Genomic DNA, 22,881 nt, shown 5'->3' with positions numbered 1-22,881 from the left:
AAAATACAATTATTTGTCGATAAAATTAGTTTTCATATCTTTAAAACTTAAATTCGTTGTATGAAAATTTTCAAAAAAATTATAGGATTCTTATTAATACTATTGGTAATAGCGCAGTTTTTTCAACCAGAAAAAAATCAAGGAGAAATAACTACAGTTGAAGCTTTTATAAAAGAAACCAAACCAAATGATCAGGTGCACAAAATATTAAAAACAGCATGTTTTGATTGTCATAGTAATTCAACTCGTTATCCTTGGTATAGTAGTATTACGCCAGTTAACTATTGGTTGGCTGACCACGTAAACCATGGAAAAGAAGAATTAAATTTTTCTGAATGGGCTACTTATTCCTTAAAAAGAAAAGAACATAAAATGGAAGAAGTTTGGGAGGAAGTAGAAAAAGGAAAAATGCCATTAGATTCTTATACTTGGACACATGCCGATGCTCGTTTAACTAAAGAAGAAGTTGAGCAAGTAATTAACTGGGCTAAAAGTGTACAAGGAGATTACAAAATGCAGCTAGCGAACTAAATTAATGCAACAACTTTTAATAATTGGATATGTTTGGATAGAAAAAACTACAGGAGCTGGTAACCGAATGTTACAGTTACTTAATGTTTTTAAAAACCAAAACTATACCATTACTTTTGCAACACCTGCCCAAAAAACTGAAAACTCTTTAAATTTAGCAGAGTTGGGAGTTGAGGAGAAATCGATTGAATTGAATTCAAGTTCTTTTGATGATTTTATTAAAGAACAGCAACCAGATGTTGTGTTGTTCGATCGTTTTATGATGGAAGAACAATTTGGTTGGCGTGTAGCTGAACATTGCCCGAAAGCTTTACGAGTTTTAGATACAGAAGATTTACATTTTTTACGTAAAACACGCCATCAACAATTAAAAAAAGGAAAACAATTTTCTACAGAAGCATTGTTGAAATCGGATGAAGCAAAACGAGAAATCGCTGCTATTTTACGTTGTGATATGAGTTTGATTATTTCAACCTACGAAATGCAGTTATTGAAAGACGTTTTTAAAGTTGATGAATCTATACTATATCATTTACCTTTTTTGTTGAATTCAATTGATGAAAAAGTAGTGAAAAAATGGAAGTCGTTTGAAGAACGAAAACATTTTGTGTTTATAGGTAACTTTTTTCATGCTCCAAATGTCGATGCTGTTTTACAATTAAAAATAATTTGGAAAACGATAAGAAAGCAATTACCAGAGGCAGAATTACATGTTTACGGAGCCTATGTTACGCAGCAAATTAAGCAATTGCATAAACCAAAAGAAGGATTTATTATAAAAGGTTTTGCAGAAGATGCGCTCGAAGTAGTTAAAAGTGCTAGAGTAGTGTTAGCGCCAATTCGTTTTGGAGCTGGAATTAAAGGGAAATTAACCGAAGCAATGGAATGTGGTACTCCAAGTGTTACTACTTCAATAGGTGCAGAAGGTATGCATGGAAATTTACCTTGGAACGGATTTATAGAAGATGATTTTGAGAAGTTTGCTAACAAAGCTATAGAGCTGTATACTTATGATATTCTTTGGAAAAAGTCTCAACAAAAAGGAATTGCAATTATCAATTCGATATATGATAAAGAAAAATTAGCTTTTTCTTTTGTAAACAAAATAAAAGAAATCCAAGAAAACCTTGAAACACATCGTACACAAAATTTTCTTGGAAGTTTGTTACAACATCAAACCTTACAATCCACAAAATTTATGAGCAAGTGGATTGAGGAAAAGAATAAGAAGTAGAGCTTATTCAATTTTAATATCTACTGAGGTTCTACTTTGCCATCCAGTAACATCGATTACAGAAATTTGACAATGGTAATCGCCAGAATCAATATCAGCAGGAATTGTAATGTTTTGTTCTATCTCATATTCTTTACGGTTGTTATCAATAGTATAGTTTTCCATAAAAATTAAAGGTGAAACAGGATCTTTTATAGGAGATAACTCACAATTAGAGCCTTGATCATCGTGTGTATGATGATCAAAATTATGATGAATGTCTATAGCGTAAGTTGCCAATGCAATGTTGTCAGAGACTTTTACTCGTATGGTATATTCTTTCCCTTTTTCTAAAACAGTACACGACTTGGGAAAACCTTCGTTGTAGTTTAAAGTAATAGTTGGCTTTTCTGTATCTGGTTCTTCTGATTCACTACTACAGCCTATGTTTAATATAGTTAGGAGAAGTAAAATACACGTTATTTTTAATAATTTCATAATGGTTTGTTATTGTAAAAGACTACTTGAGAAACCAAGTAGCCTTTTGAGTTATAATTACTTTATTTCGATTGGAATAGACAACTTTACAGTTTCGCTTTCACCACTTTCTTTCGCATAGATGTTTAACCAGTAACTTCCTACAGGAACTCCAGAAATTAAATCGTAGTGATAATGTATGTGCGGGTTTTTAACTCCTTCATACAATTCTTTAGGTAAAACAGAAATTACTTTATCCCACTTACCAACTTCAACATTTTGTCCTTCTCTCCATTCTTTGAACCAAAATTCGTATTTAATTTCAGTAACAGTATTATTACCAGAAACATATTCAAATTCGGTATGTAGCTCATCTTTTCCAAAAGCGATTGAGTTATTATCACCAATTTCTAAGTCTTTAAACTTTTGAATAATGTGTAACTTTTTAGTAATGGCACTTTTAGTTCCGTCTTCATGTTCAACTGTAATTTTAAACTTATAAACTCCTTCAGCAGGTGTAAAAGAAGGAGTGTATTTGTTCTCTTCATCAAAATATACATGATAGTGAATATGAGGGTTTAATTGACCTTCATAATTATCAACAGGAACTAAATGATTCTTTAATCCCCAAATTAACTCACCTGTCTTTACTTTTGGAACATCAAAAGCTTCAACATCAAAATAAATTTTAGAAACCTTACTAGTTCCTTCGTAGTCAAATTCAATATGAACATCTACGTTTGATTGTGGTAAAACAAAATCAGAATTACCTAATTCCATGCTTTTAAAGCGTTCTGTATTGATGTTTTCATCAAAAGTTTCTGGTATGTTATCTTCATCACTACAAGAAATAATTAAAAGACTTACAAAAAATAAGATTGCTGATTTAAATGTGTTTTTCATGATTAAAAAAATTAAATGATTAAAATGTTTGTATAATTGTTATTGAAAAGTTTCTTCCAGGCTCAGGAACTTCTATAAGTCTATAGAAACTAGTGTGGTCGAATACTTTGTTGTTTAAAATGTTATTTAACCTCCCTTGAATTTTAAGAGGTTGTTTTTTTGAGAAAAGACCTACACTCGTATGCAAACCGATATTTATTAAAGAATACCCTTTTGTAGTTTTTTCGGGAGGTACAATGTTGTTTTGATCTGAAACCAATCGTACACTTGAGAATAGTTTAGTGTCGCCAAAAGTTAACCAAGGATTCAATGTATACTCAAGCGAAACAACTCCTGTTAACGGAGGAGAAAAGGGTAGAGTGAAGTTTTTCTTTTTACCACTTAATTGTCTTGCTTTTACATACTCTACAGAACCTGTAATCGATAATTTATCAATAGGTTCATATTGTGCCATAATTTCACCACCATATCTAAAAACACGACTTTGACTGTATTGATACTTCTGAAGTGTTTCGTAATACTCTGAAGTTGGGCTTAAATAAATATAATTATCAAAATAATTAACAAAAGGAGTAACCTGAAAAGAAGTCTTACTAAAGTTTGCTTTAAACTCTCCGTCTATTTGATAAGAACTTTCAGGCTCTAAATCAAGATTCCCTTCTTCATATCGGTACATGTGATAATTTACTCCGTCCGAAGCCAATTCGTTTGCTAGTGGAATTCTAAAACTCTTACCTATATTTATTTTATACGAAGTGTTTTTAAGTCCATAACTTAATCCAGCTGAAGCACTAAAACTTCCAAAAGTTAAATTCTTTCTTTCTGAACGCTGTAGTTGTTGCTGAGTAGTATTTCCGTTTTCGTCAGTAACTGGAGATAAAAACCATTCGTAATAGGGTTGTGTTTTTATTACACCATAATCGTAGCGTACACCACCATCTAAATATAAATTGTTGTTGAGTTTTATTTGATCGTATACAAAAGCCCCAACTGTAAAACGAGTATATTCAGGAATAAGAAATCCCCAGCCATCAATAGCATTATCTTGGTACTCTAAGTTTATACCCGTGGTAACTTTATGCTTTTCAAAATAGTGTAATTTATTTTTTACATTAAGACTGTAGGTGTCCTTCTTAAACAAGCGTTCCATTGTAGATGACGGCTTGGGCATATAACCATGCGGAACAGGTTCTGAGTGTTCTTCGCGATGATTTTTTTGAAGCCCAAGCTGAACATCTAACGTGTAATTGGGGAACAAAAAACTGGTGTTATTCGTTATTTTAAAATGATTAACTTTATGATGTGGTAAGTCAATATCTCTATTGTCAAAATCGTAATCTATTTTAGAAGTTCTCACTTCAAGACCATGTGCATTAGCGAAAAAACCATTTTTAGAATTTACATTACTAAAAGAAGTTATAGAGCTAATATTATCTGATACATAACCTATAGAAACTCCAACATTATGGTTGTACCCTGCTGTGTTACGTAAGTAGTTTTTATGCAAGTCAAAAATGTAATTATCGTATGTGATTTTTTTGGTAGGAACTTTATAGTCGCCATAATCTTCATGAGTTATTCTAGCTTTGTAATACCAATGATTATAACGTTGTTTAACTCCCAAAGAAACTCCATAAAAATCGTTGTTACTTCTGTTGGTGAGGTTTAGTTCACCTGAAAAAGAATTAACATCAGGTAGTAAGTTATTTTTCAAGCTAATTACACCAGATATTGCATCAGAACCATAGAGCAATGAAGCAGCTCCTTTAGTAACCTCAATATTATCAATATTATATTGGTCTATTTCCAAACCATGATCGGCTCCCCATTGTTGTGCTTCGTGTTTTATACCATTTTCAACAACAACAACTCTATTAAAACCTAAACCTCTAATAGTAGGTTTGGATTGACCAGAACCAATAGTAATTGTGCTAATCCCTGGAATATCTTTAAGAGTTTGCATTAAACTATTGTCTCTGTTTTTCTCTAAAAAACTAACATCAATCCTTTGTGTGTTACTGGAGAACTTTGTTAGTGTTTTTTTAGGTTTTTGTGCAATAACCACCTCATTTAACACTGAATTGTCTTGTGTTAAAGGGATGATTATTACTGAGTTAGTAGGAGATATGTTTTCTTGATAATTAACATATCCAACATGAGTAACAGTTAAGAGATACTCTTTGTTCAAAAGTTTGTAAAAACTACTATTTCCTTTAGTGTTTGTGTAGGCGTGCTTTGAACCAATACTCACGTGAGCATTGGGTAACTCACTTTGTGTTGTTCCATCAATTACCTTAATAGTAACAGAACTGGTATTCTGACTAAAAAGAATTGCATGAAACAATACACAAAATAAAGCACCTAAGCTTTGTTTTGTCATTGTAAACAGAATTTAAAAACGAATTGTGTTAGCCGAAATAGAAAAAATCGACTATTGATTAAATAAATTTAGAACACACGACTATAAATAGGAGTAAGTATATGTAATTACAGTGCAAAACCTAGTTTTAGGGTTACATAAATACACACTCTTATAAAAAGAGTACAAATGTTCTAAAAATAATATGTTACAAGTTTGTAGGAGGTCCTCTAAGCTTTCTATTCAGAGAGTGGTAAGAAGGTAAGATAATTGATTTGTAATTATCTATTATTGCCTTACTAGGAAGAATAGCTAAAGCTTGTGAGAAATTTTGTGTAGGTACATCAAATGAAGCAAAAGAAAAATAACAAATATCACAATGGTCGTTTACCGATTCGTGTAAGTGAGTAGATTTTTCTTTACAGTTATGATGGTGTGCTTCATTTTCATGATGATGGGCAGCTTTTATAAGAATAGGAAGTATAAGAAGAACCACCAAAGATAAAGAGGCGATTTTACTAAATATGCTATTTTTATTCAAGCTCATTTTTTATAACTGTAGGGAAACAAAAGTAAGGGCTGAGCAAACTTTTTATATGTGAAATTGTGTTAATTTTTTCTAAAAAAATAGTCCCTTTCTTATAAAAAAGGACTATTTTGAATATTGAAATGTAATTGTATTAATTCTTGTCAATCAATCCAGCGCGTCTTAATAAAGCATCTGGTTTTGGCTCTCTTCCTCTAAAACGTTTGTATAATTCCATAGGCTCTTCTGTTCCTCCTTTAGATAATACGTTGTTTTTAAATTTATCTGCAACCTCTTTGTTAAAAATACCTTCCTCTTTAAAATATTCAAAAGCATCAGCATCTAACACTTCTGCCCATTTGTAAGAGTAATATCCAGCTGAGTATCCGCCTTGAAAAATATGAGAAAAAGAAGTACTCATACAGTTTTCTGCTACATCAGGATATAATTTAGTTTCTGCGAAAGCATTCGTTTCAAATTCTTTAACATTAGTAATTGTTTCAGGAGAATCTCCAGAGTGCCAAGACATATCTAATAATCCGAAGCTTAATTGACGCAGGGTTTGCATTCCTTCATGGAAACTTGCAGATTCTTTAATCTTCTCAACATATTCCATAGGAATAACCTCACCTGTCTCATAATGTTTTGCAAATAACTCCAACGCTTCTTTTTCGTAACACCAGTTTTCTAAAACTTGGCTAGGCAACTCTACAAAATCCCAAGAAACAGAAGTTCCTGATAAGCTTTTATAAGTCGTATTGGCAAGCATTCCGTGTAAGGCGTGACCAAACTCGTGGAATAAGGTAGTAACCTCGTTAAAAGTTAATAAAGAAGGCTTAGTTTGCGTAGGTTTGGTAAAGTTACAAACGATAGATACTTGAGGTCTTTCGTTAGTATCGTTACTCCTATATTGTGATTTATAAGAAGTCATCCACGCACCATTACGTTTTCCAGGTCTTGGATGAAAATCTGCATAGAAATACGAAACAAAATTACTATCAGTATCTGTTACAGCATAGGTTTTAACATCTTCATGATACTTATCAATACTGTCAATTTCTTCAAACTGTAAATTATACAATTTGTTGGCCACAGTAAACACACCATCAATTACATTTTCTAATTTAAAGTAAGGTTTCAGTAACTCTTGATCTAAGTTAAATAACTCTTTTTTTAGTTTTTCAGAATAGTAAGCACCGTCCCATTTTTGCAGTTGGTCAATTCCATCCAATTTTTTAGCATACGCTTCTAAGTTTTTAAACTCACGTTGTGCAGCAGGTTTGGCCTTTTCTAATAACTCATTTAAAAACTCCATAACTTTTTCAGGAGTTTCAGCCATACGCTCTTCTAATACAAAGTGAGCGTGGGTTTTATAACCTAATAGGTTTGCTCTTTTATGACGTAGGGTTACAATATCTTTTACAACTTGTTCATTGTTATATTTATTTTGCTGAAACCCTTTTTTACCAAAAGCTATTGCTAATTTTTTTCTCAATTCTCTATTATCAGCATAGGTCATAAAAGGAATATAACTTGGATAATCTAAGGTAATTATCCAACCCTCTTTACCTTTCGAATTAGCAAGTTCTTTAGCAGCTTCTTTAGCGCTTTCTGGTAAACCAGCTAAATCATCTTCATTGGTAATTAATAATTCAAAAGCATTGGTTTCAGCCAATACATGCTCTCCAAACTGTAACGATAATTTTGCTAACTCAGCATCAATTTTGCGAAGTTCAGCTTTATCATCTTCATTTAAATTCGCTCCGTTACGCGCAAAACTTTTGTATTGCTTATCTAACAACATTTCTTGTTCAGGAGTCAAGTTTAAAACAGACAATTGATCGTATACGGTTTTTACACGTTTAAACAATTCTTCATTTAAAATCATGTCGTTTCTAAACTCACTTAACCAAGGCGAAATATCTTTCGCTATTTTTTGAATTTCTTCATTTGTTTCAGCAGAGTTTAAGTTGAAAAAGATAGAAGTAGCTCTATCCAACGTATTACCTGTATTATCTAAAGCAACCGTAGTGTTTTCAAAAGTTGGAGCTTCAGGATTTTCTATAATAGCGTTAATTTCATCTTTTGCTATTTGTATAGCTTCCTTTATAGCGGGTTTATAATCTTCTTCTTTAATTTGAGAAAAAGGGGGAGTATTAAAATCTTGTAAAAGTGGATTTTTAGTCATGAAAATTTAGTTTAAAAAATTGAAGAAACCTCACAAATAAAAAATCTGTGAGGTCTTCAAGTTAATATTGTACTAAGGTACTTATTTTTTTACTCTTTCAGAAGCTTTTTCAACTTTCAGTTTTAAGCCTTCTTTATAAGCGATTATTTTGTCTAATACACATTTGTCTGAAGCTCCAATAATTTGAGCTGCTAAGATTCCTGCATTTTTAGCTCCATCTAAAGCAACTGTAGCCACAGGAACCCCCCCGGGCATTTGAAGAATAGATAAAACAGAATCCCAACCATCAATAGAGTTTCTACTTTTAACAGGAACTCCAATTACTGGTAACGGACTCATACTTGCTACCATTCCAGGTAAATGAGCAGCACCACCAGCACCAGCAACAATAACTTGTACGCCACGCTTGTGTGCATTATTAGCATAATCGAATAACTTTTCAGGAGTTCTGTGTGCAGATACAATATCTACTTCTACTTGAATATCAAAACTCTCTAAAATATCAATTGCTTCTTGCATAATTGGAAGGTCTGAATCGCTTCCCATGATAATTCCTACCATAATTTTATGTTTTTGTCATCTCGAGCGTAGTCGAGAGGTTATTTTGCTATTACCTTAATAGTTTCTTTTACTTGTTGAGCGACTTTTCTCGCTTCATTTATATCTTCATTAACAATAGTTACGTGTCCCATTTTACGGAAAGGTTTGGTTGTCTTTTTTCCGTAGATGTGAGGGGTAACTCCGTCAATCTTTAAAATTTCTTCGATGTTTTCATATACTACATCACCAGTATAGCCTTCAGCACCAACCAAGTTCACCATGATTCCGGCTACTTTACTTTCGGTATTTCCTAATGGAAGGTTTAAAATACTACGCAAATGTTGTTCAAATTGACTAGTATAACTTGCTTCAATTGAATAATGCCCTGAATTGTGAGTTCTTGGGGCAGCTTCGTTTACTAAGATGTTGTCATCTTTAGTTTGAAACATTTCCACAGCTAATAATCCAACAAAATCAAAAGCATCAGCAACTTTTAAAGCAACTTCGCGCGCTTTTTTGGCAACTGCATCCTCAATTCTTGCAGGACAAATTACATATTCTACTTGATTAGCTTCTGAGTGAAATTCCATTTCAACTACAGGATAGGTTTTGGTTTCCCCGATTGCATTTCTTGCAACAATAACAGCTAATTCATTTTTAAAAGGAACTAGTTTTTCAGAAATACACTCACCAGTAGGTAGGTTTTCTAAATCGTTGATGGCACGAACAATTTTTACCCCATTACCGTCATATCCAAATCGAGCAGATTTCCATACAAAAGGAAACGTAACAGCATCGTTACTAATAGCGTGTTTTAACTCTTCTAAAGAAGTAAACCTAGAAAAGTCAGCCGTAGGGATATTATTGTCGTGATAAAACACCTTTTGGTGTGCTTTATTTTGAATAGTTCTTAAGTTTTTAGGCTTTGGAAAAATGGTTACCCCTTCAGCTTCTAAAGTATCTAAAGCATCAATATTTACGTTTTCAATTTCTATGGTTAACAAATCTACTTGTTTTCCAAAATTGTAAACAGTATCATAATCCAATAAATCTCCTTGATGAAATTCGTTACATATCTGAGCACAAGGAGCGTCAGCATTTCCGTCTAAAATAACAGTATAGATATCGAATTTTTGCGTTTCGGTAAGTAACATTCTTCCTAATTGGCCGCCTCCTAGAACACCCAATTTAAAGTTTGAAGAAAAGTAGTTTTTCACGATAAATGTGTTAATTGTGTTGTTGTTGCTGCAAAAATAAGAATCTAATTGTTAGTACAAATAGTATTAACGAGATATTCTTAACTGATTGTTACTAATGGGAGTAACAAAATACATTAATGCATTACAACCTTCACCATCTAAAGGAGCACCACCTGAAAGGTAGTTGTATTTTTTATCATCACAAGGACAGGTAATTTCTACTCCGTTAAAAGTCATTAAAGAGTTACAGTTTTGCTCTGGGCATTGCTGGTCAAAAGCTCTGTAACCAGAGGTTCCTGTTCTAAAAATAAAAACATTTCTCCCTTGTATTACATTTTGAGATTCTCCTCCAGGAACTAATAAACCGCTAAATTCTGGAAGCGATAAATCGATGATAGCATTCATTTTTATTCCAGAAAAGCAATTGTTAATAGGAGTGTTATCACTACAGCTAGAACAAATTATAACAAGAAATAAATAAAATATTTTTTTCATTTTTTAGTATAGAAGTTGTTATTGTAACGCAACGAAGTTACAAATATTTTGTACATTTGTAAGACAATCTCATTCCTAGCGGCGTGGGATTTTTAAATTTAACCCTCAGGGTTCTAGGAAGAAAAGTTATATGCTTCTTACAAAACGTTAAGGAAAGCATATAAAAGTTTGTTGATTTTAAAAAGAGAGAAGAGATGAGTAATGTATCATATTATACGGAAGAAGGATTAAAGAAACTTAAAGAAGAGTTAGCACATTTAGAGCAAGTAGAAAGACCACGTGTTTCTCAAGAAATAGCGGATGCTCGTGATAAAGGAGATTTGAGTGAGAATGCAGAATACCATGCTGCAAAAGAAGAACAATCGTTATTAGAAACAAAAATAGCTAAGCTAAAAAATGTAGTAGCTAATGCTCGTGTTATTGATGAAAGTCAGTTAGACATGTCTAAAATCTTAATTCACTCAATAGTTAAGATTAAAAATACAGTTAACGGAATGGAGTTTACCTACACACTTGTTGCAGATAGTGAAAGTGATGTAAGAAACGGAAAGTTATCTGTAAACTCACCAATAGGTAAAGGTTTATTAGGTAAAAAAGTAGGTGATGTAGCCGAAATACAAGTACCTAACGGAATTATGAAGTTTGAAGTTATGGAGATTTCTCGATAAGAGAAAAGAACAAATATAAAAGAGTAAAGATTTATTCGGGTTTTAGCTTCGCTAGAACCCGATTTCTTTTTTATTTTTACTGTAAAATTAAATAAAAAACATGGCAAGTATTTTTACAAAGATTATAAATGGAGAAATTCCATCATACAAAATAGCAGAAGATGATAACTATTTTGCTTTTTTAGATATCAACCCAAATGCAAAAGGACATACATTGGTTATTCCTAAACGAGAGGAAAATAAATTATTTGACTTATCGAAAGAAGAGTACGATGGATTAATGTCTTTTTCTTACAGAGTAGCCAAAGCGATTGAGAAAACTATTCCATGTGAACGCATAGGAATGAGTGTAATTGGCTTAGAAGTACCTCATGTACATGTACATTTAATTCCATTACAAACCATGGAGGACATTCGATTTGTAAAGAAAGAAAAATTAACAAATGAAGAGTTTGTAGCAGTTGCTGAAGGGATTGCTAAGAATTTTGAATAAATAAAAAAGAGCTATGAAAAAGTGGTTGAAAACTGGTTTAGGATGAGGAGCAACTATGTTTTTTGTTATGACCGTTCTGTATCCATGGTACGATGGTGAAAAGATAACTTTAAAGAGTGTAATAATTGGTATTGTTATATGGGGAATAGGAGGAGTACTTTTTGGACTTACCATGAAAAAGAGAGTAGAAAAAGAATAAAAATGGACTAAACCTTATTCAATAAAATTTCAAAAGTAGTTCCTTTTCCTATTTCAGATTTTAACACGTGTATTTTTCCGTTGTGATAATCCTCAATAATACGTTTAGAGAGCGATAAACCAAGTCCCCAACCGCGTTTTTTTGTGGTAAATCCTGGGTTGAATATTAGTGAAAACTGTGTTTTAGGAATCCCTTTACCGGTATCAGTAATTAGAATTTTTATATTCTTAGAGTTTTTGCTAATGCTAACAGATAAACTTCCTTTACCTTGCATAGCATCAATAGCATTTTTAATTAAGTTTTCTATTACCCAACCATATAACTCGGTATTTAGGTTGGCGCGAATTTCTTCTGCTTCGGTAGTAAAAGAAAAAGAAATTTGTTTAGAACTTCTATTCTCTAAGTAGTCATAAGCAGCTTTAGTAATAGATACAACGTTGAAAGGTTTTAACTCTGGAAGAGATCCTATTTTAGAAAAACGATTTGCGATGGTGTTTAAGCGTCGCACATCTTTTTCAATTTCATCAACATAATCACTGCTAACATCCTCAGCACGTAAAATAGCTATCCAACCTAATAAAGAAGAAAGCGGTGTTCCTATTTGATGCGCAGTTTCTTTAGCCATTCCTGTCCACAACTTATTTTGTTCAGCAACTTTGTTAGACTTGTACACCATGTAAATAATAGTAAGGAATAACCCTAAAATTAGTACTAAGGCAAGCGGGTAGTATTTAAGTTTGTATAAAAGATCAGAATTTCTGTAGTAAATATGTTCTTTAATACCTAAGTACTCTATCGCAATTGGTTCATTCTGTTTTTTCATAATGTTCAATTGCTGTTGAAGATACTTTGGGTCTGTAGACTTTATAGAATCTAAGTTATGAAACTGCTTTATCTGTCCATCTTTACCAACCAAAATAGAAGGAATATTCTCTATGGTTTCATAAACTTTATTTACTAAATTAAAGTTACCATCTGAATTTGGGTTAGATACCACTTCTTTAATAGCAGTGGCATAAATCTCCATCTTAGCACGCTCATCCTTTTTAAATTTTTGAAAAAACACGTAAGTATTCCATAAAATAAATAAAACGATAAGTAAGGAAATACTAATTGCAATACGCTTTACCCAATAAGTGTTTCTAAAAAAAGCCATCAATCAAATATAAACTATTATCTAGAATAACTAAATTTATAAATAGGTAGTATATTTACACTAAAATTATACAGAATGTTATCAATAAACCCTAAAGATATACCAACTTCTAAACTGCATGGATATTTATTAGGAGCTGTAGCTCCAAGACCTATTGCTTTTGCAAGTACTGTAGATGCAGATGGAAATCCAAATTTATCACCATTTAGTTTTTTTAATGTATTTGGGGCAAACCCACCAATTATGATTTTTTCTCCAGCACGTAGTGTAAGAGGAAATAAAACCAAACATACTTTAGACAACGCTGAAGCAACCAGAGAAGTGGTTATTAATATTGTGAATTACGATATTGTTCAGCAAATGTCGTTGAGTAGTACCATGTACCCAAAAGGAGTAAATGAGTTTATAAAAGCTGGTTTTACAATGTTACCTTCAGATGAGGTAAAGCCGTTTAGAGTAGCGGAGTCTCCTGTACAATTTGAGTGTAAAGTAAAAGATATAATTTATACAGGTGAAGAAGGTGGAGCAGGAAACTTAATTGTTTGTGAGGTAGTAAAACTACATGTAAACGAAAATGTATTGGCAGAAGATGGTAGTATAGATCAACATAAAATAGATTTAGTAGCCAGAGCAGGAGGGAATTATTACAGTAGAGCAAGAGATGGTTTTTTTGAAATTCCAAAACCATTAACTACCTTAGGAATTGGAGTAGACCAAATACCTGCTGAAATAAAAAACAGTACAGTATTAACAGGGAACAATTTAGGTATGTTAGGCAATGTAGAACAGCTACCTACAGAAGAAGCTGTTAATAACTTTGCGAAAGAACATTCACAATTTGTGGGTATTTCAACTGAAAAAAAACATACTTTTGCACAAGAGTATTTACAAAACAATGATGTAGAAAGTGCTTGGAAGGTACTTTTAATTAAATAGATAAGAAATGGAAGTAATAGGAAAAATTAAATTAATTAACGAGACACAAACATTTGGGTCTAACGGATTTAGAAAGCGTGAACTAGTAGTAACTACTGATGAGCAATATCCTCAAATGTTATTAATTGAATTTATTCAAGATAAATGTGATTTATTAAACAATTACCAGGTAGGGCAAGATGTAAAGGTTTCTATTAATTTAAGAGGAAGAGAATGGATTAACCCACAAGGAGAAGCTAAATACTTCAACTCTATTCAAGGATGGAGAATTGAAAACTTAGCACAAGGAGCTTCACAAAACATTCCACCAGCTGACCAGTTTGAGCCAGCTCCAGATTTATCTGCTAACGAACCAGATGATTTACCTTTCTAAGAATATTTAGAAAACTATGAATACAAAAAGAGCGCAAAATTTGCGCTCTTTTTTTGTTTTGCGGAAAACTACATATATACTTACGGATATCCCTTATAATGTATCAAAAGACAGTTATATATTTGTGTCATAATCATTCAATAAATAATTATTGATTGAGAAATTTAAGGGGAAAATAAAAACCTTCTGATTCAATCAGAAGGTTTTTTAATTATATAAGTGTTAGTGGTGTGGTTATTTTTTGTTTGGCTTTTTCTCTGGCATCGGACCTCTTAAATGAATAATTAATCCGTTTAAAAAGTTACGTAAAAACTGATCTCCGCACTCCACATACTTAGGATGATCTTCTTTTCTAAAGATTGCGTTGATTTCCGATTTAGAAACTTTAAAATCTACCAAAGCACAGATTTCAATAATATCAGTATCTCTTAATTTATGTGCTACTCGTAGCTTTTTAAAAATGTCGTTGTTAGTTAGTCCCATAATTGTTTTAAGTTAATTTACTACCGAAAAAATAGCCCATGCATAAATAGCAAAACGAGCAAAACGAAATAAGCCTACAAAAACTACATTTTTAAAAGGGTATTTAATCATACCAGCAGTTAAACAGCTAATAGCAAAAGGTAGTGGTAATAGTGCACCTACTAAAATTAAAAATCCACCCCATTTACTAGTGTTTTTAAGGTTTTTAGCCATTTTAACTTCTAAGTAATTTCTTACAGAGTCTATCTTTAAAGAAGCCCTACCTATAAAATAAGCACACAAACCTCCTAAATAAGATAAGGTAGCTAACAAAGAAATATTTACAATAGGGTCGGCTGTTTTCTTAGACCAAGCGATGAAAATTTCTGGCGGAATTAATCCTAAAATTGTTTCAGAAATAAAAAAAGTAACTAAAACTCCCGTTCTAGAAAAAGTTTCGGTCATATGTTGTAAACCATCGTTAATATTATAAACATACTTGTTAAATAATAATATACCTACAACAGCTCCAACAATTGGCCAAAAAGCTTTCTTCAAGCTAATCCAAATGAACATGTAAAAACCAGTGCGATTATAGTAGTTGTGTAAACGTTTATAATGCGGCTTATCTATTTTCTTTTTGTTATTTTTTTTATTCTTTTTACTCATCGCTAAAAAGCCTCTAATTTTTAGGAGTAGCAAAAGTACGAGGTAATTGGAAATTACACCAACAAATATTTGTTAATTATTACAGGTTTGCAATGGCAGCCTCAGCACAGCGTTCACCGTCCATAGCAGCCGAAATAATACCACCAGCATAACCACCACCTTCACCACAAGGAAAGAGTCCTTCAATTTGTGGATGTTCAAGGTTTTCTTTTCTTGGAATATTTACTGGTGATGAGGTTCTAGACTCTACCCCAACAATGTTTGCTTCCGCAGTATAATACCCGTGCATTTTTTGTCCGAAAGCCGCAAAACCTTTACGCAATCTGCTTCCAATTAATTTAGGAAGTAACGAATGTAGCGGAGAAGAATTCAATCCGGGTTGATACGAACAATCGTTTAAAGAAGAAGATAATCTACCTTCCACAAAATCGGTTAAACGTTGCGCTGGAGCAACTTGACTTTTTCCGCCTGCGTTAAATGCTAACTTTTCTAAATCTTTTTGATATTGTAAGCCTTTTAAAACTCCGTATTTCTCATACTTTGGTAAATCTTTATCTACATTAATTTCAACTACAATACCCGAGTTGGCAAACTTGTTATTACGACGCGATGGGGACATTCCGTTTACTACAACTTCACCATTAGCAGTTGCAGCAGGAACGATGAATCCACCAGGACACATACAGAATGAATACACTCCACGGTTTCCAACTTGATGAACTAAACTATACGCAGCAGCAGGCAGTAACTCATCACGTTGACCTGAACAACTGTATTGAATTTGATCAATAATTTCTTGTGGATGTTCTACACGAACTCCCATAGCAAACGACTTTGCTTTCAGTAAAATGTCTTTTTTATGCAATAGCTCGTATATATCTCTTGCAGAATGCCCTGTAGCCAAAACAACAGCATTCACAGCCATTTCAGAACCATTTTGTAGTTGTATAGCTTGTAGTTTATTGTTTTTAACGATAAAATCAGTAACACGAGTTTCAAAATGAACTTCTCCACCGTGTTTTAAAATCGTTTCGCGAATATTTTGAATAATCTTCGGAAGTTTGTTAGTTCCTATGTGCGGATGTGCATCGACTAAAATTTGATCGGTAGCACCGTGATATACTAAGTTTTCAAATATTTTACGAACATCACCACGCTTTAAACTACGGGTGTATAACTTTCCGTCAGAATACGTTCCTGCACCACCTTCACCAAAACAATAGTTAGAATCTGGATTTACCTCATGAAATTGGTTAATAGCACGTAAATCTCTACGACGATCTTGTACATTTTTACCACGCTCTAACACAATAGGTTTGTAGCCTAATTCAATACAACGAAGTGCTGCATACATCCCCGCAGGACCAAAGCCTACAATATGAATTTCTTTTGCATTCGATACGTCTTGATACTCAAAAATATAATCAGGAGTATCTGGCTGTGGTTCGTTAATGTATACCGCTACTTTATAGTTAAAAATAACTTCTTTTTTACGTGCATCTATCGATTTACGTAACACTTTTACGCTAGTAATATCAGCTATATTAATACCTAGCTTCTTAGCAGCTTTTAGCTGTAAAATATTGTCTTTGCGTTCTTCTACTAAATTAACACGTAATTGAAGTTCTTTTACCATACTGCAAAACTAGTTAAAATAAGATTCAGTCTATTTAATTATTTTAGCAAATCAAACCCTATACTATGAAAATTACGCAGGTTATAGAAAATGTTTTTAAAAAATATTTACCCTCACCTTTTACTATCGCCATATTATTAACGCTCGTAACACTTTTATTAGCACTGTTTTTTACAAAACCAGAAGAAAGCTCTGTAGTTACCTATTCTTTAGAGGTTTTGCAATTTTGGGAAAACGGAATTTGGTCTAACGGGTTACTCGTTTTTGCTTACCAAATGATGTTGATTTTGGTATTAGGGCATGTATTGGTGTTGAGTAAGCCTGTGAGTAATTTAATTTTAAAAGTAACAAAATTCTGTACCAACACAGCAAACAGTGCAGCTATTGTAAGTTGTACTACCATGTTGGTAGCTTTTTTTAATTGGGGATTAGGACTCATTTTTGGTGCTTTGTTGGCACGTAAAGTAGCAGAACATGCACAACAACATAATATCAAACTAAATTATCCAATTATTGGAGCGGCGGGTTATATGGGATTGATGGTTTGGCATGGTGGAATTTCAGGTTCTGCACCGATAAAAATTAACGAGAGCGGACATATAAAAAGTATTATGCAATCGGTTTCTTCGGATGAGGTTTTAGCTCAAATACCTGATGTGATTGATTATTCTCAAACGATTTTTAGTTGGTGGAATTTGCTGATTTTTTTCGTGGTAGTAGCTGCGGTATCGGCAACCTTTTATTTTTTAGGGAAGAAAGCAACTCCTACAGCGATTAATTTACCAGAATATAAAATGCATACTGATGAAAAGGTTAGTACCCAAGCAGAAAAACTAGATAGTTCTCAATGGTTAGCCATTGCTTTTGGTGTGTTGATTTTAGTAGCGTTTGGTTATCGTTATTGGGCAGACATTCAGCAGTTAAAAATTACGCCTAACCTGATTAACTTTTTTATGTTAGGGTTGGGAATTATGCTACACGGAAGTTTTAAAAAGTTTACTAATGCTGTGGGAGAATCAATTAGTGATGTTTCTGGAATTTTAATTCAGTTTCCGTTGTATTTTGGTATTATGGGGGTGATGAAAAGTACCGGTATGGTTACTTTAATTTCTGATTTTTTTGTGTCGATAGCAACTGCAACTACCTTACCCATATTTACTTTTTTTAGTGCTGGTTTGGTCAATGTTTTTGTACCGAGTGGGGGAGGACAGTGGGTTGTACAAGGTCCTATTGTGGTAGAAAGTGCATTAAAATTAGGAGTTCCGTTACCTAAGGCAATTATGGCATTAGCATACGGAGACCAAATAACTAACATGTTACAGCCTTTCTGGGCATTACCCTTATTAGGAATTACAAAACTAAAAGCAAAAGAAATTTTACCCTACACGTTAATTGCAATGGTGGTAGGTAGCGTAATTTATTTGTTAGGACTTACCTTGTTTTAAGAATTTATTGAGGAAATGCCAGCGCGTCACGCTGAAGGTTCCGTTGCGTTGAGAAAACGTCAGCGAGCTTCGCTGATGGTTTCGTTGTGTTGAGGAAACGTCAGCGAGCTTCGCTGATGGTTTAGTTGTGTTGAGGAAATGTCAGCGAGCTTCGCTGAAGGTTCCGTTATGTTGAGGAAATGCCAGCGAACTTCGCTGATGGTGACTATACTTCGTTTTATTAATAAAACTTTTATGTTGAATTCAAGGATATAGTATTTTTGTAAAAAAGAATGTAACGAATGATTTGGCTTTCTGAAAAAATAGAGTTTCCTCCGTATGAGTTGGCTACTGATGATGGTTTACTGGCTTTGGGCGGTGATTTATCGGTTGAGCGATTGGTGTATGCCTACCAACATGGAATTTTTCCATGGTTTAATGAAGGGGAACCGATTGTTTGGTATTCTCCATGGGAGCGTATGGTGTTGTTTCCTGAGGAAGTGAAGATTTCCAAATCGATGAAACAGGTATTGCGAAAAGGCGGTTTTACGATAACGGAAAATAAGGCTTTTGACGATGTTATTTTTAATTGCCGACACATCAATCGTTTTGATCAATTAGGTACTTGGATTACCGATGAAATGGAAGATGCTTACATAAACCTACACGACAAAGGCTATGCAAAATCTATTGAGGTATGGATGGATGATAAATTAGTTGCAGGTTTGTACGGAGTAGATTTAGGAAACGGGGTGTTTTGTGGCGAAAGCATGTTTAGCAAAGTAAGTAATATGAGCAAAGTTGCATTTATCCATTTAGCACAAAAGGGAGGCTACAAACTCATCGATTGTCAAGTATATAACGACCATCTAGCAAGTTTAGGCGCGAGAGAAATTCCTAGAGAGGAGTTTTTGAAGTGGTTATAAATGATATTTAGTTTTCAATTTTTTTTATTTTTATTTTCTTCAACAATACAATTATTATAAACAGAAAACCAATAGATAAAATTAATTTCCAAGAGTTATTGTAGTATTTGTTGACTTCTGATACTTTTAAATAAATTAAACCATTTGGAGAGCGAATATCAAAACAATCAATATCACGATTGATTTTCTCTCTTGTTGTTCTTTCTTTTCTAACTAAAATTATTAGTGGTTCTCCTTTTTTTAATGATAGAAATTTTTCTTTGTTATTAATATTGTCATAAGAATAACCCTCAATGTCAAATTCAAATGGATGTGTTCTTAATTTGAATCGAATATTATTGTCTCCCATATTTCCACAATCCTCACATAATTCAGGTTTTTTTTCTAATATTCCTGCGATTTGTTTAAGTTCGGTTTCATTTATTTTTCCAGGGTTTAGAAACAAATACAATGCTCCGATAAATAATATAATTATTACTATTAAATCATTTTTTAGTTTCTTAGTCATGTGTATGGACGAAATTGGTTACAACGGTCTCGTATAACCGTCAGTTACGGGGTAAATTAGCGTTTATTTTTGGTTTAGCACAGACTTTAGCAATTCCGAGTGGATTCGAACGTAGTCGAATCCGCTGTAATTGCGGTTATACATTGTTAGCAAAAGTTATTTAAGTTCTTCTTTCCAATTGTTTAATTTATTGTTCCAAGTATCTTTAGTCTTTTCTGTATTCTGTAGTTCTATTGCTTCATTAAGTACAGCGATACATTCTTTATTTTTCATTTCAAAGAGAGTTTCTGCTTTATCATTTAAAAAAGCAGCTTTAAAAAATGACTTTAAGTTAATACCATTACTAATTGCTAAATCAATTGCCTTTAAAGATTCATTTAAATTATTTCTACCTCTTTCTATTTTGCAAAGGGTTTGTAAATAAAAAGGGTCCTCTTTTTTCTCATATTCTTGTGTGAAATCAAAAGCCGATTCAAAATCTCCTGAAGCAATGTATAAGTTCAATAATTGCTTTCTTTCAAAATCATTATCAAAATCAATAGTTTTAAAATATTTCAAAGACGTATCAAATATTGTGTCCATTTTGTTCTTATCCGGATTCTCTGAGTATTTTAATAACTTGTATTGGCTGAGTTTTATTTTCGCAAATGCAAATCTAAGCCCTCTGTTTTCGTCTATATTAGATGGAAAAGGCAGCATATCACAAATTTCGGTGTAGGTGTCTCTAAGCATATAGCTTAAATGGCTAGATAATTTTTCGATTACACGATAAGTTTGCTCGAAGCTAGAGTCAATAGAATTAAGAATTATCTGAACGAATGTATCGAGATTTCTATCTATAAACTTTGTTCTCAATTTGCCTAATTCATGTTTTGACAAAAGCTCATAAAACGAAAGCAATATAGCTAACGACTGTTTTGATAATTCTATTTCCTTATCGAGAACAAAATTTATTTCTGTCTCACATTTATCTAATTTCTTTTGATTTGCATATAAACGAGCTAATTGTAAGCGGCAATAATCTGCTTCGGAATCTAAGTTTATAACTTTTTGAAAATATTTTTCTGCCTCTTCATCATTTCCATTTTTTAGGTAGAATTTTCCTAAATGATGTAATAAAAGTGTTTTATATTTTATCGATGGATTATGATTAAGAATTGGTTTTAAACTTTCTATTATTTCATTGCATTTTGAGCTATAATCTTTACTTTTTTTCTCTATTTGAAATAATTCAATTTCAGCTAATTCAATAAAGAGTAATAAATCATAATAGTTATCATCAATACTAAAATCTATTGTTTTAAGCTGTTTAATGAACCATTCAGGTGAATTAAATGAATCTCTTGTTTGAATGAAGGCATACAGTATTATTTTTCTTAATTCTGAATTAGATGATAATTTATTAAATATGTCATTAACAAAATCATTATGTGTTAGCATAAAGTTGAAATATCCAATTGATTTTATTTCGTTATTTTGAAATAGATAATCTTTCAAACCTTCTTGAATAGTAATTTGGTCAATGCTTCCAACCTCTGAAATTATTGAATCCAAGATTAACTGATGAATGTCATAAAAATATAAATCTCGGATGTGAATAAGTGACCTTTTTTCAAGTTGAATAATTCCTCTTTTACCTATTAAATGTAACAGAAAATGTCTACTAATTTTTCTACTACCTAAAGCACTAATCCATTGAAGTTCTTTTTGAAATGATTCAAGGAATTTGCCAATTATTCTTTTTGATAGCTTTTGATTTTTAGAATCTGTAAAATCTTTTAATGTGTCAATTTCGTTGATGATATCTTCCCAAGTAAACTCATCAACTTCTATACTTGATTTAATGAGATTTAAAACAAGAGGGTATCCCTTTATTTCATTTAGAATTATATCTATTTGGTCTGTTGTCGGTACTGTACTTGTATTTAATAGAATGTCTTTTGCAATTTGGTCGTCTAGAAAAGCTAAAGCAAAAGAATCGCTATTACTTAAATCACGTTGTAATGACGTTATAATGCATTTTGATTTCTTTTTATTTATTGATTTGAATAATTCAATAAATTCTAAGACATTTGAGTTTAAATTGTCTACAATCAACAATACTTTAAATTCTTGCAGAAAAAAGTTAAGATTAAGTTTGTTTTTAAATTTTGAAATTTGAATTGAAGTTAATGATAAATTATCCTCATTTATTTCGTCTCCATCAACCCAAATTACACTATCAAAATTTTCTTTTAATTTTTCTCCTATACTTATTGATAATTCTGATTTACCAATTCCACTTATACCATAAATTTGAATGAAATCTTGATTCGCTAGTTTGTTAATAAGCACATTCTCCTCATTTCTTGAGTGATATTTATTTTTGAAAGAAGGAAGTTTATTGGTTTGAGGTAGAATTTTATAATACTCAAATGTTTTAGGAAGATAATTAAGAACTTCTTCAACTTTTGATGAATTAGTAATATTATCAATAACGATATTCGCTAGTTTTTCTGAATCATAAATTTCAATTGTTTGAGAATAATTCTTTTTTGTTATTTCAGCATCTAGTTTCGTTAATTTTCCTCCACTAGCTCTTTGATTGGCAAATAAATAAACGGTTTTACATTTTGAATGGTTTATAATGCACCTATCAATGTCGTGAATAGGTTTTGAAAAATCAGAAAAATAATTTGGTTCTGTTCCACATTGTCCTATTACTTTGTAATCGTCAGCTATAAAATCTGCGGTATATCCTACTGGTTTACCATAAAGGTTATGCCCTTTGTGTAAAATATCATCTTTTAGAATTAAGTGCATTAATGGTTTACATAAATATTCAAAATCTGTTCCATTCAGACTACTTATTTCTGTAGCGAATGTATTTATAAAATGTTCCCTAAGTCTTGACATTCTTGATTTCTGGGGTGTTTTTTTAATTTTTGCTAACTTGTTTATATAAGTGCTTTTAGTGTTTTTATACGAATGATATGGAGGTATAATAGCACTTTTTTATCC

General features: G+C 32.3%; 23 protein-coding genes. 9 read left to right on the top strand and 14 right to left on the bottom strand.

What is annotated here, in order from left to right:
- The first annotated feature begins 60 nt into the window (after window positions 1-60).
- Both VBY68_RS06220 and VBY68_RS06215 read left to right on the top strand, forming a co-directional pair.
- The gene (locus VBY68_RS06220) at window positions 61-531 is read left to right on the top strand and encodes a heme-binding domain-containing protein (protein ID WP_099215927.1); all 471 of its coding nucleotides are present in this window, start codon (window positions 61-63) and stop codon (window positions 529-531) included.
- A 4-nt stretch (window positions 532-535) separates the two neighbouring features.
- Window positions 536-1,765, top strand: coding sequence for a glycosyltransferase (locus VBY68_RS06215; RefSeq protein ID WP_415269236.1), 1,230 nt, complete (start codon window positions 536-538; stop codon window positions 1,763-1,765).
- A gap of 3 nt (window positions 1,766-1,768) precedes the next feature.
- Here the strand turns inward: VBY68_RS06215 and VBY68_RS06210 are convergent, their stop codons facing one another.
- The 8 genes from VBY68_RS06210 to VBY68_RS06175 all read right to left on the bottom strand — a co-directional run bounded on the left by VBY68_RS06210 (window position 1,769) and on the right by VBY68_RS06175 (window position 10,431).
- Entirely contained in the window at window positions 1,769-2,242 is a 474-nt protein-coding gene (locus tag VBY68_RS06210) for a DUF4625 domain-containing protein (protein ID WP_415269235.1), read from the bottom strand.
- Window positions 2,243-2,299: 57 nt separating this feature from the next.
- Window positions 2,300-3,124, bottom strand: coding sequence for a hypothetical protein (locus tag VBY68_RS06205; RefSeq protein ID WP_415269234.1), 825 nt, complete (start codon window positions 3,122-3,124; stop codon window positions 2,300-2,302).
- Window positions 3,125-3,143: 19 nt separating this feature from the next.
- Window positions 3,144-5,504 (bottom strand): TonB-dependent receptor, encoded by a 2,361-nt coding sequence (locus VBY68_RS06200; protein WP_415269233.1) that lies wholly within the window; start codon window positions 5,502-5,504, stop codon window positions 3,144-3,146.
- Window positions 5,505-5,691: 187 nt separating this feature from the next.
- Window positions 5,692-6,030, bottom strand: a complete 339-nt coding sequence (locus VBY68_RS06195) for a hypothetical protein (RefSeq protein ID WP_415269232.1) — start codon at window positions 6,028-6,030, stop codon at window positions 5,692-5,694.
- 133 nt (window positions 6,031-6,163) lie between these two features.
- The gene (locus VBY68_RS06190) at window positions 6,164-8,197 is read right to left on the bottom strand and encodes a M3 family metallopeptidase (protein WP_415269231.1); all 2,034 of its coding nucleotides are present in this window, start codon (window positions 8,195-8,197) and stop codon (window positions 6,164-6,166) included.
- 81 nt (window positions 8,198-8,278) lie between these two features.
- Window positions 8,279-8,758, bottom strand: a complete 480-nt coding sequence (purE, locus tag VBY68_RS06185; RefSeq protein ID WP_099215934.1) for a 5-(carboxyamino)imidazole ribonucleotide mutase — start codon at window positions 8,756-8,758, stop codon at window positions 8,279-8,281.
- A gap of 38 nt (window positions 8,759-8,796) precedes the next feature.
- On the bottom strand, window positions 8,797-9,954 hold the full coding sequence (locus VBY68_RS06180) for a 5-(carboxyamino)imidazole ribonucleotide synthase (RefSeq protein WP_415269230.1): 1,158 nt from the start codon (window positions 9,952-9,954) through the stop codon (window positions 8,797-8,799).
- A gap of 66 nt (window positions 9,955-10,020) precedes the next feature.
- The gene (locus VBY68_RS06175) at window positions 10,021-10,431 is read right to left on the bottom strand and encodes a Rieske (2Fe-2S) protein (RefSeq protein WP_121146101.1); all 411 of its coding nucleotides are present in this window, start codon (window positions 10,429-10,431) and stop codon (window positions 10,021-10,023) included.
- A gap of 194 nt (window positions 10,432-10,625) precedes the next feature.
- On the opposite strand from VBY68_RS06175, the gene greA reads away from it, so the two are divergent.
- The 3 genes from greA (at window position 10,626) to VBY68_RS06160 (ending at window position 11,791) form a co-directional block, all read left to right on the top strand.
- On the top strand, window positions 10,626-11,099 hold the full coding sequence (greA, locus tag VBY68_RS06170) for a transcription elongation factor GreA (RefSeq protein ID WP_099215937.1): 474 nt from the start codon (window positions 10,626-10,628) through the stop codon (window positions 11,097-11,099).
- 100 nt (window positions 11,100-11,199) lie between these two features.
- Window positions 11,200-11,592, top strand: coding sequence for an HIT family protein (locus VBY68_RS06165; protein WP_415269229.1), 393 nt, complete (start codon window positions 11,200-11,202; stop codon window positions 11,590-11,592).
- A 67-nt stretch (window positions 11,593-11,659) separates the two neighbouring features.
- Window positions 11,660-11,791 (top strand): hypothetical protein, encoded by a 132-nt coding sequence (locus tag VBY68_RS06160; protein WP_255406699.1) that lies wholly within the window; start codon window positions 11,660-11,662, stop codon window positions 11,789-11,791.
- A 7-nt stretch (window positions 11,792-11,798) separates the two neighbouring features.
- Here the strand turns inward: VBY68_RS06160 and VBY68_RS06155 are convergent, their stop codons facing one another.
- Window positions 11,799-12,947 (bottom strand): sensor histidine kinase, encoded by a 1,149-nt coding sequence (locus tag VBY68_RS06155; protein ID WP_099215939.1) that lies wholly within the window; start codon window positions 12,945-12,947, stop codon window positions 11,799-11,801.
- A 75-nt stretch (window positions 12,948-13,022) separates the two neighbouring features.
- On the opposite strand from VBY68_RS06155, the gene VBY68_RS06150 reads away from it, so the two are divergent.
- Both VBY68_RS06150 and VBY68_RS06145 read left to right on the top strand, forming a co-directional pair.
- Entirely contained in the window at window positions 13,023-13,883 is an 861-nt protein-coding gene (locus tag VBY68_RS06150) for a flavin reductase family protein (RefSeq protein ID WP_274639215.1), read from the top strand.
- Window positions 13,884-13,890: 7 nt separating this feature from the next.
- Complete coding sequence (locus tag VBY68_RS06145) at window positions 13,891-14,256, top strand: DUF3127 domain-containing protein (RefSeq protein ID WP_099215941.1); 366 nt, start codon at window positions 13,891-13,893, stop codon at window positions 14,254-14,256.
- Between the two features lie 234 nt (window positions 14,257-14,490).
- On the opposite strand, the gene VBY68_RS06140 is transcribed toward VBY68_RS06145, so the two are convergent.
- From VBY68_RS06140 to VBY68_RS06130, 3 genes are all read right to left on the bottom strand, one after another.
- The gene (locus tag VBY68_RS06140; protein ID WP_273694884.1) at window positions 14,491-14,739 is read right to left on the bottom strand and encodes a DUF1456 family protein; all 249 of its coding nucleotides are present in this window, start codon (window positions 14,737-14,739) and stop codon (window positions 14,491-14,493) included.
- A 12-nt stretch (window positions 14,740-14,751) separates the two neighbouring features.
- Complete coding sequence (locus VBY68_RS06135) at window positions 14,752-15,387, bottom strand: YqaA family protein (RefSeq protein WP_121146097.1); 636 nt, start codon at window positions 15,385-15,387, stop codon at window positions 14,752-14,754.
- A 79-nt stretch (window positions 15,388-15,466) separates the two neighbouring features.
- On the bottom strand, window positions 15,467-17,023 hold the full coding sequence (locus VBY68_RS06130; RefSeq protein WP_273694883.1) for an NAD(P)/FAD-dependent oxidoreductase: 1,557 nt from the start codon (window positions 17,021-17,023) through the stop codon (window positions 15,467-15,469).
- 65 nt (window positions 17,024-17,088) lie between these two features.
- On the opposite strand from VBY68_RS06130, the gene VBY68_RS06125 reads away from it, so the two are divergent.
- Both VBY68_RS06125 and aat read left to right on the top strand, forming a co-directional pair.
- Window positions 17,089-18,468, top strand: coding sequence for a short-chain fatty acid transporter (locus VBY68_RS06125; protein WP_415269228.1), 1,380 nt, complete (start codon window positions 17,089-17,091; stop codon window positions 18,466-18,468).
- A gap of 281 nt (window positions 18,469-18,749) precedes the next feature.
- Window positions 18,750-19,373 carry a leucyl/phenylalanyl-tRNA--protein transferase gene (gene aat, locus VBY68_RS06120; protein WP_415269227.1) on the top strand — a complete coding sequence of 208 codons (624 nt, stop codon included), beginning with the start codon at window positions 18,750-18,752 and terminating at the stop codon, window positions 19,371-19,373.
- 7 nt (window positions 19,374-19,380) lie between these two features.
- Here the strand turns inward: aat and VBY68_RS06115 are convergent, their stop codons facing one another.
- Window positions 19,381-19,881, bottom strand: a complete 501-nt coding sequence (locus VBY68_RS06115; RefSeq protein WP_415269226.1) for a hypothetical protein — start codon at window positions 19,879-19,881, stop codon at window positions 19,381-19,383.
- A gap of 156 nt (window positions 19,882-20,037) precedes the next feature.
- Complete coding sequence (locus VBY68_RS06110) at window positions 20,038-22,776, bottom strand: NB-ARC domain-containing protein (protein ID WP_415269225.1); 2,739 nt, start codon at window positions 22,774-22,776, stop codon at window positions 20,038-20,040.
- Between the last annotated feature and the right edge of the window lie 105 nt (window positions 22,777-22,881).

Origin of the sequence: Tenacibaculum ascidiaceicola, from assembly GCF_047470925.1 — a bacterium.
Taxonomy (GTDB): domain Bacteria; phylum Bacteroidota; class Bacteroidia; order Flavobacteriales; family Flavobacteriaceae; genus Polaribacter; species Polaribacter discolor.
This window is presented reverse-complemented; position numbering and strand designations above follow the sequence as displayed.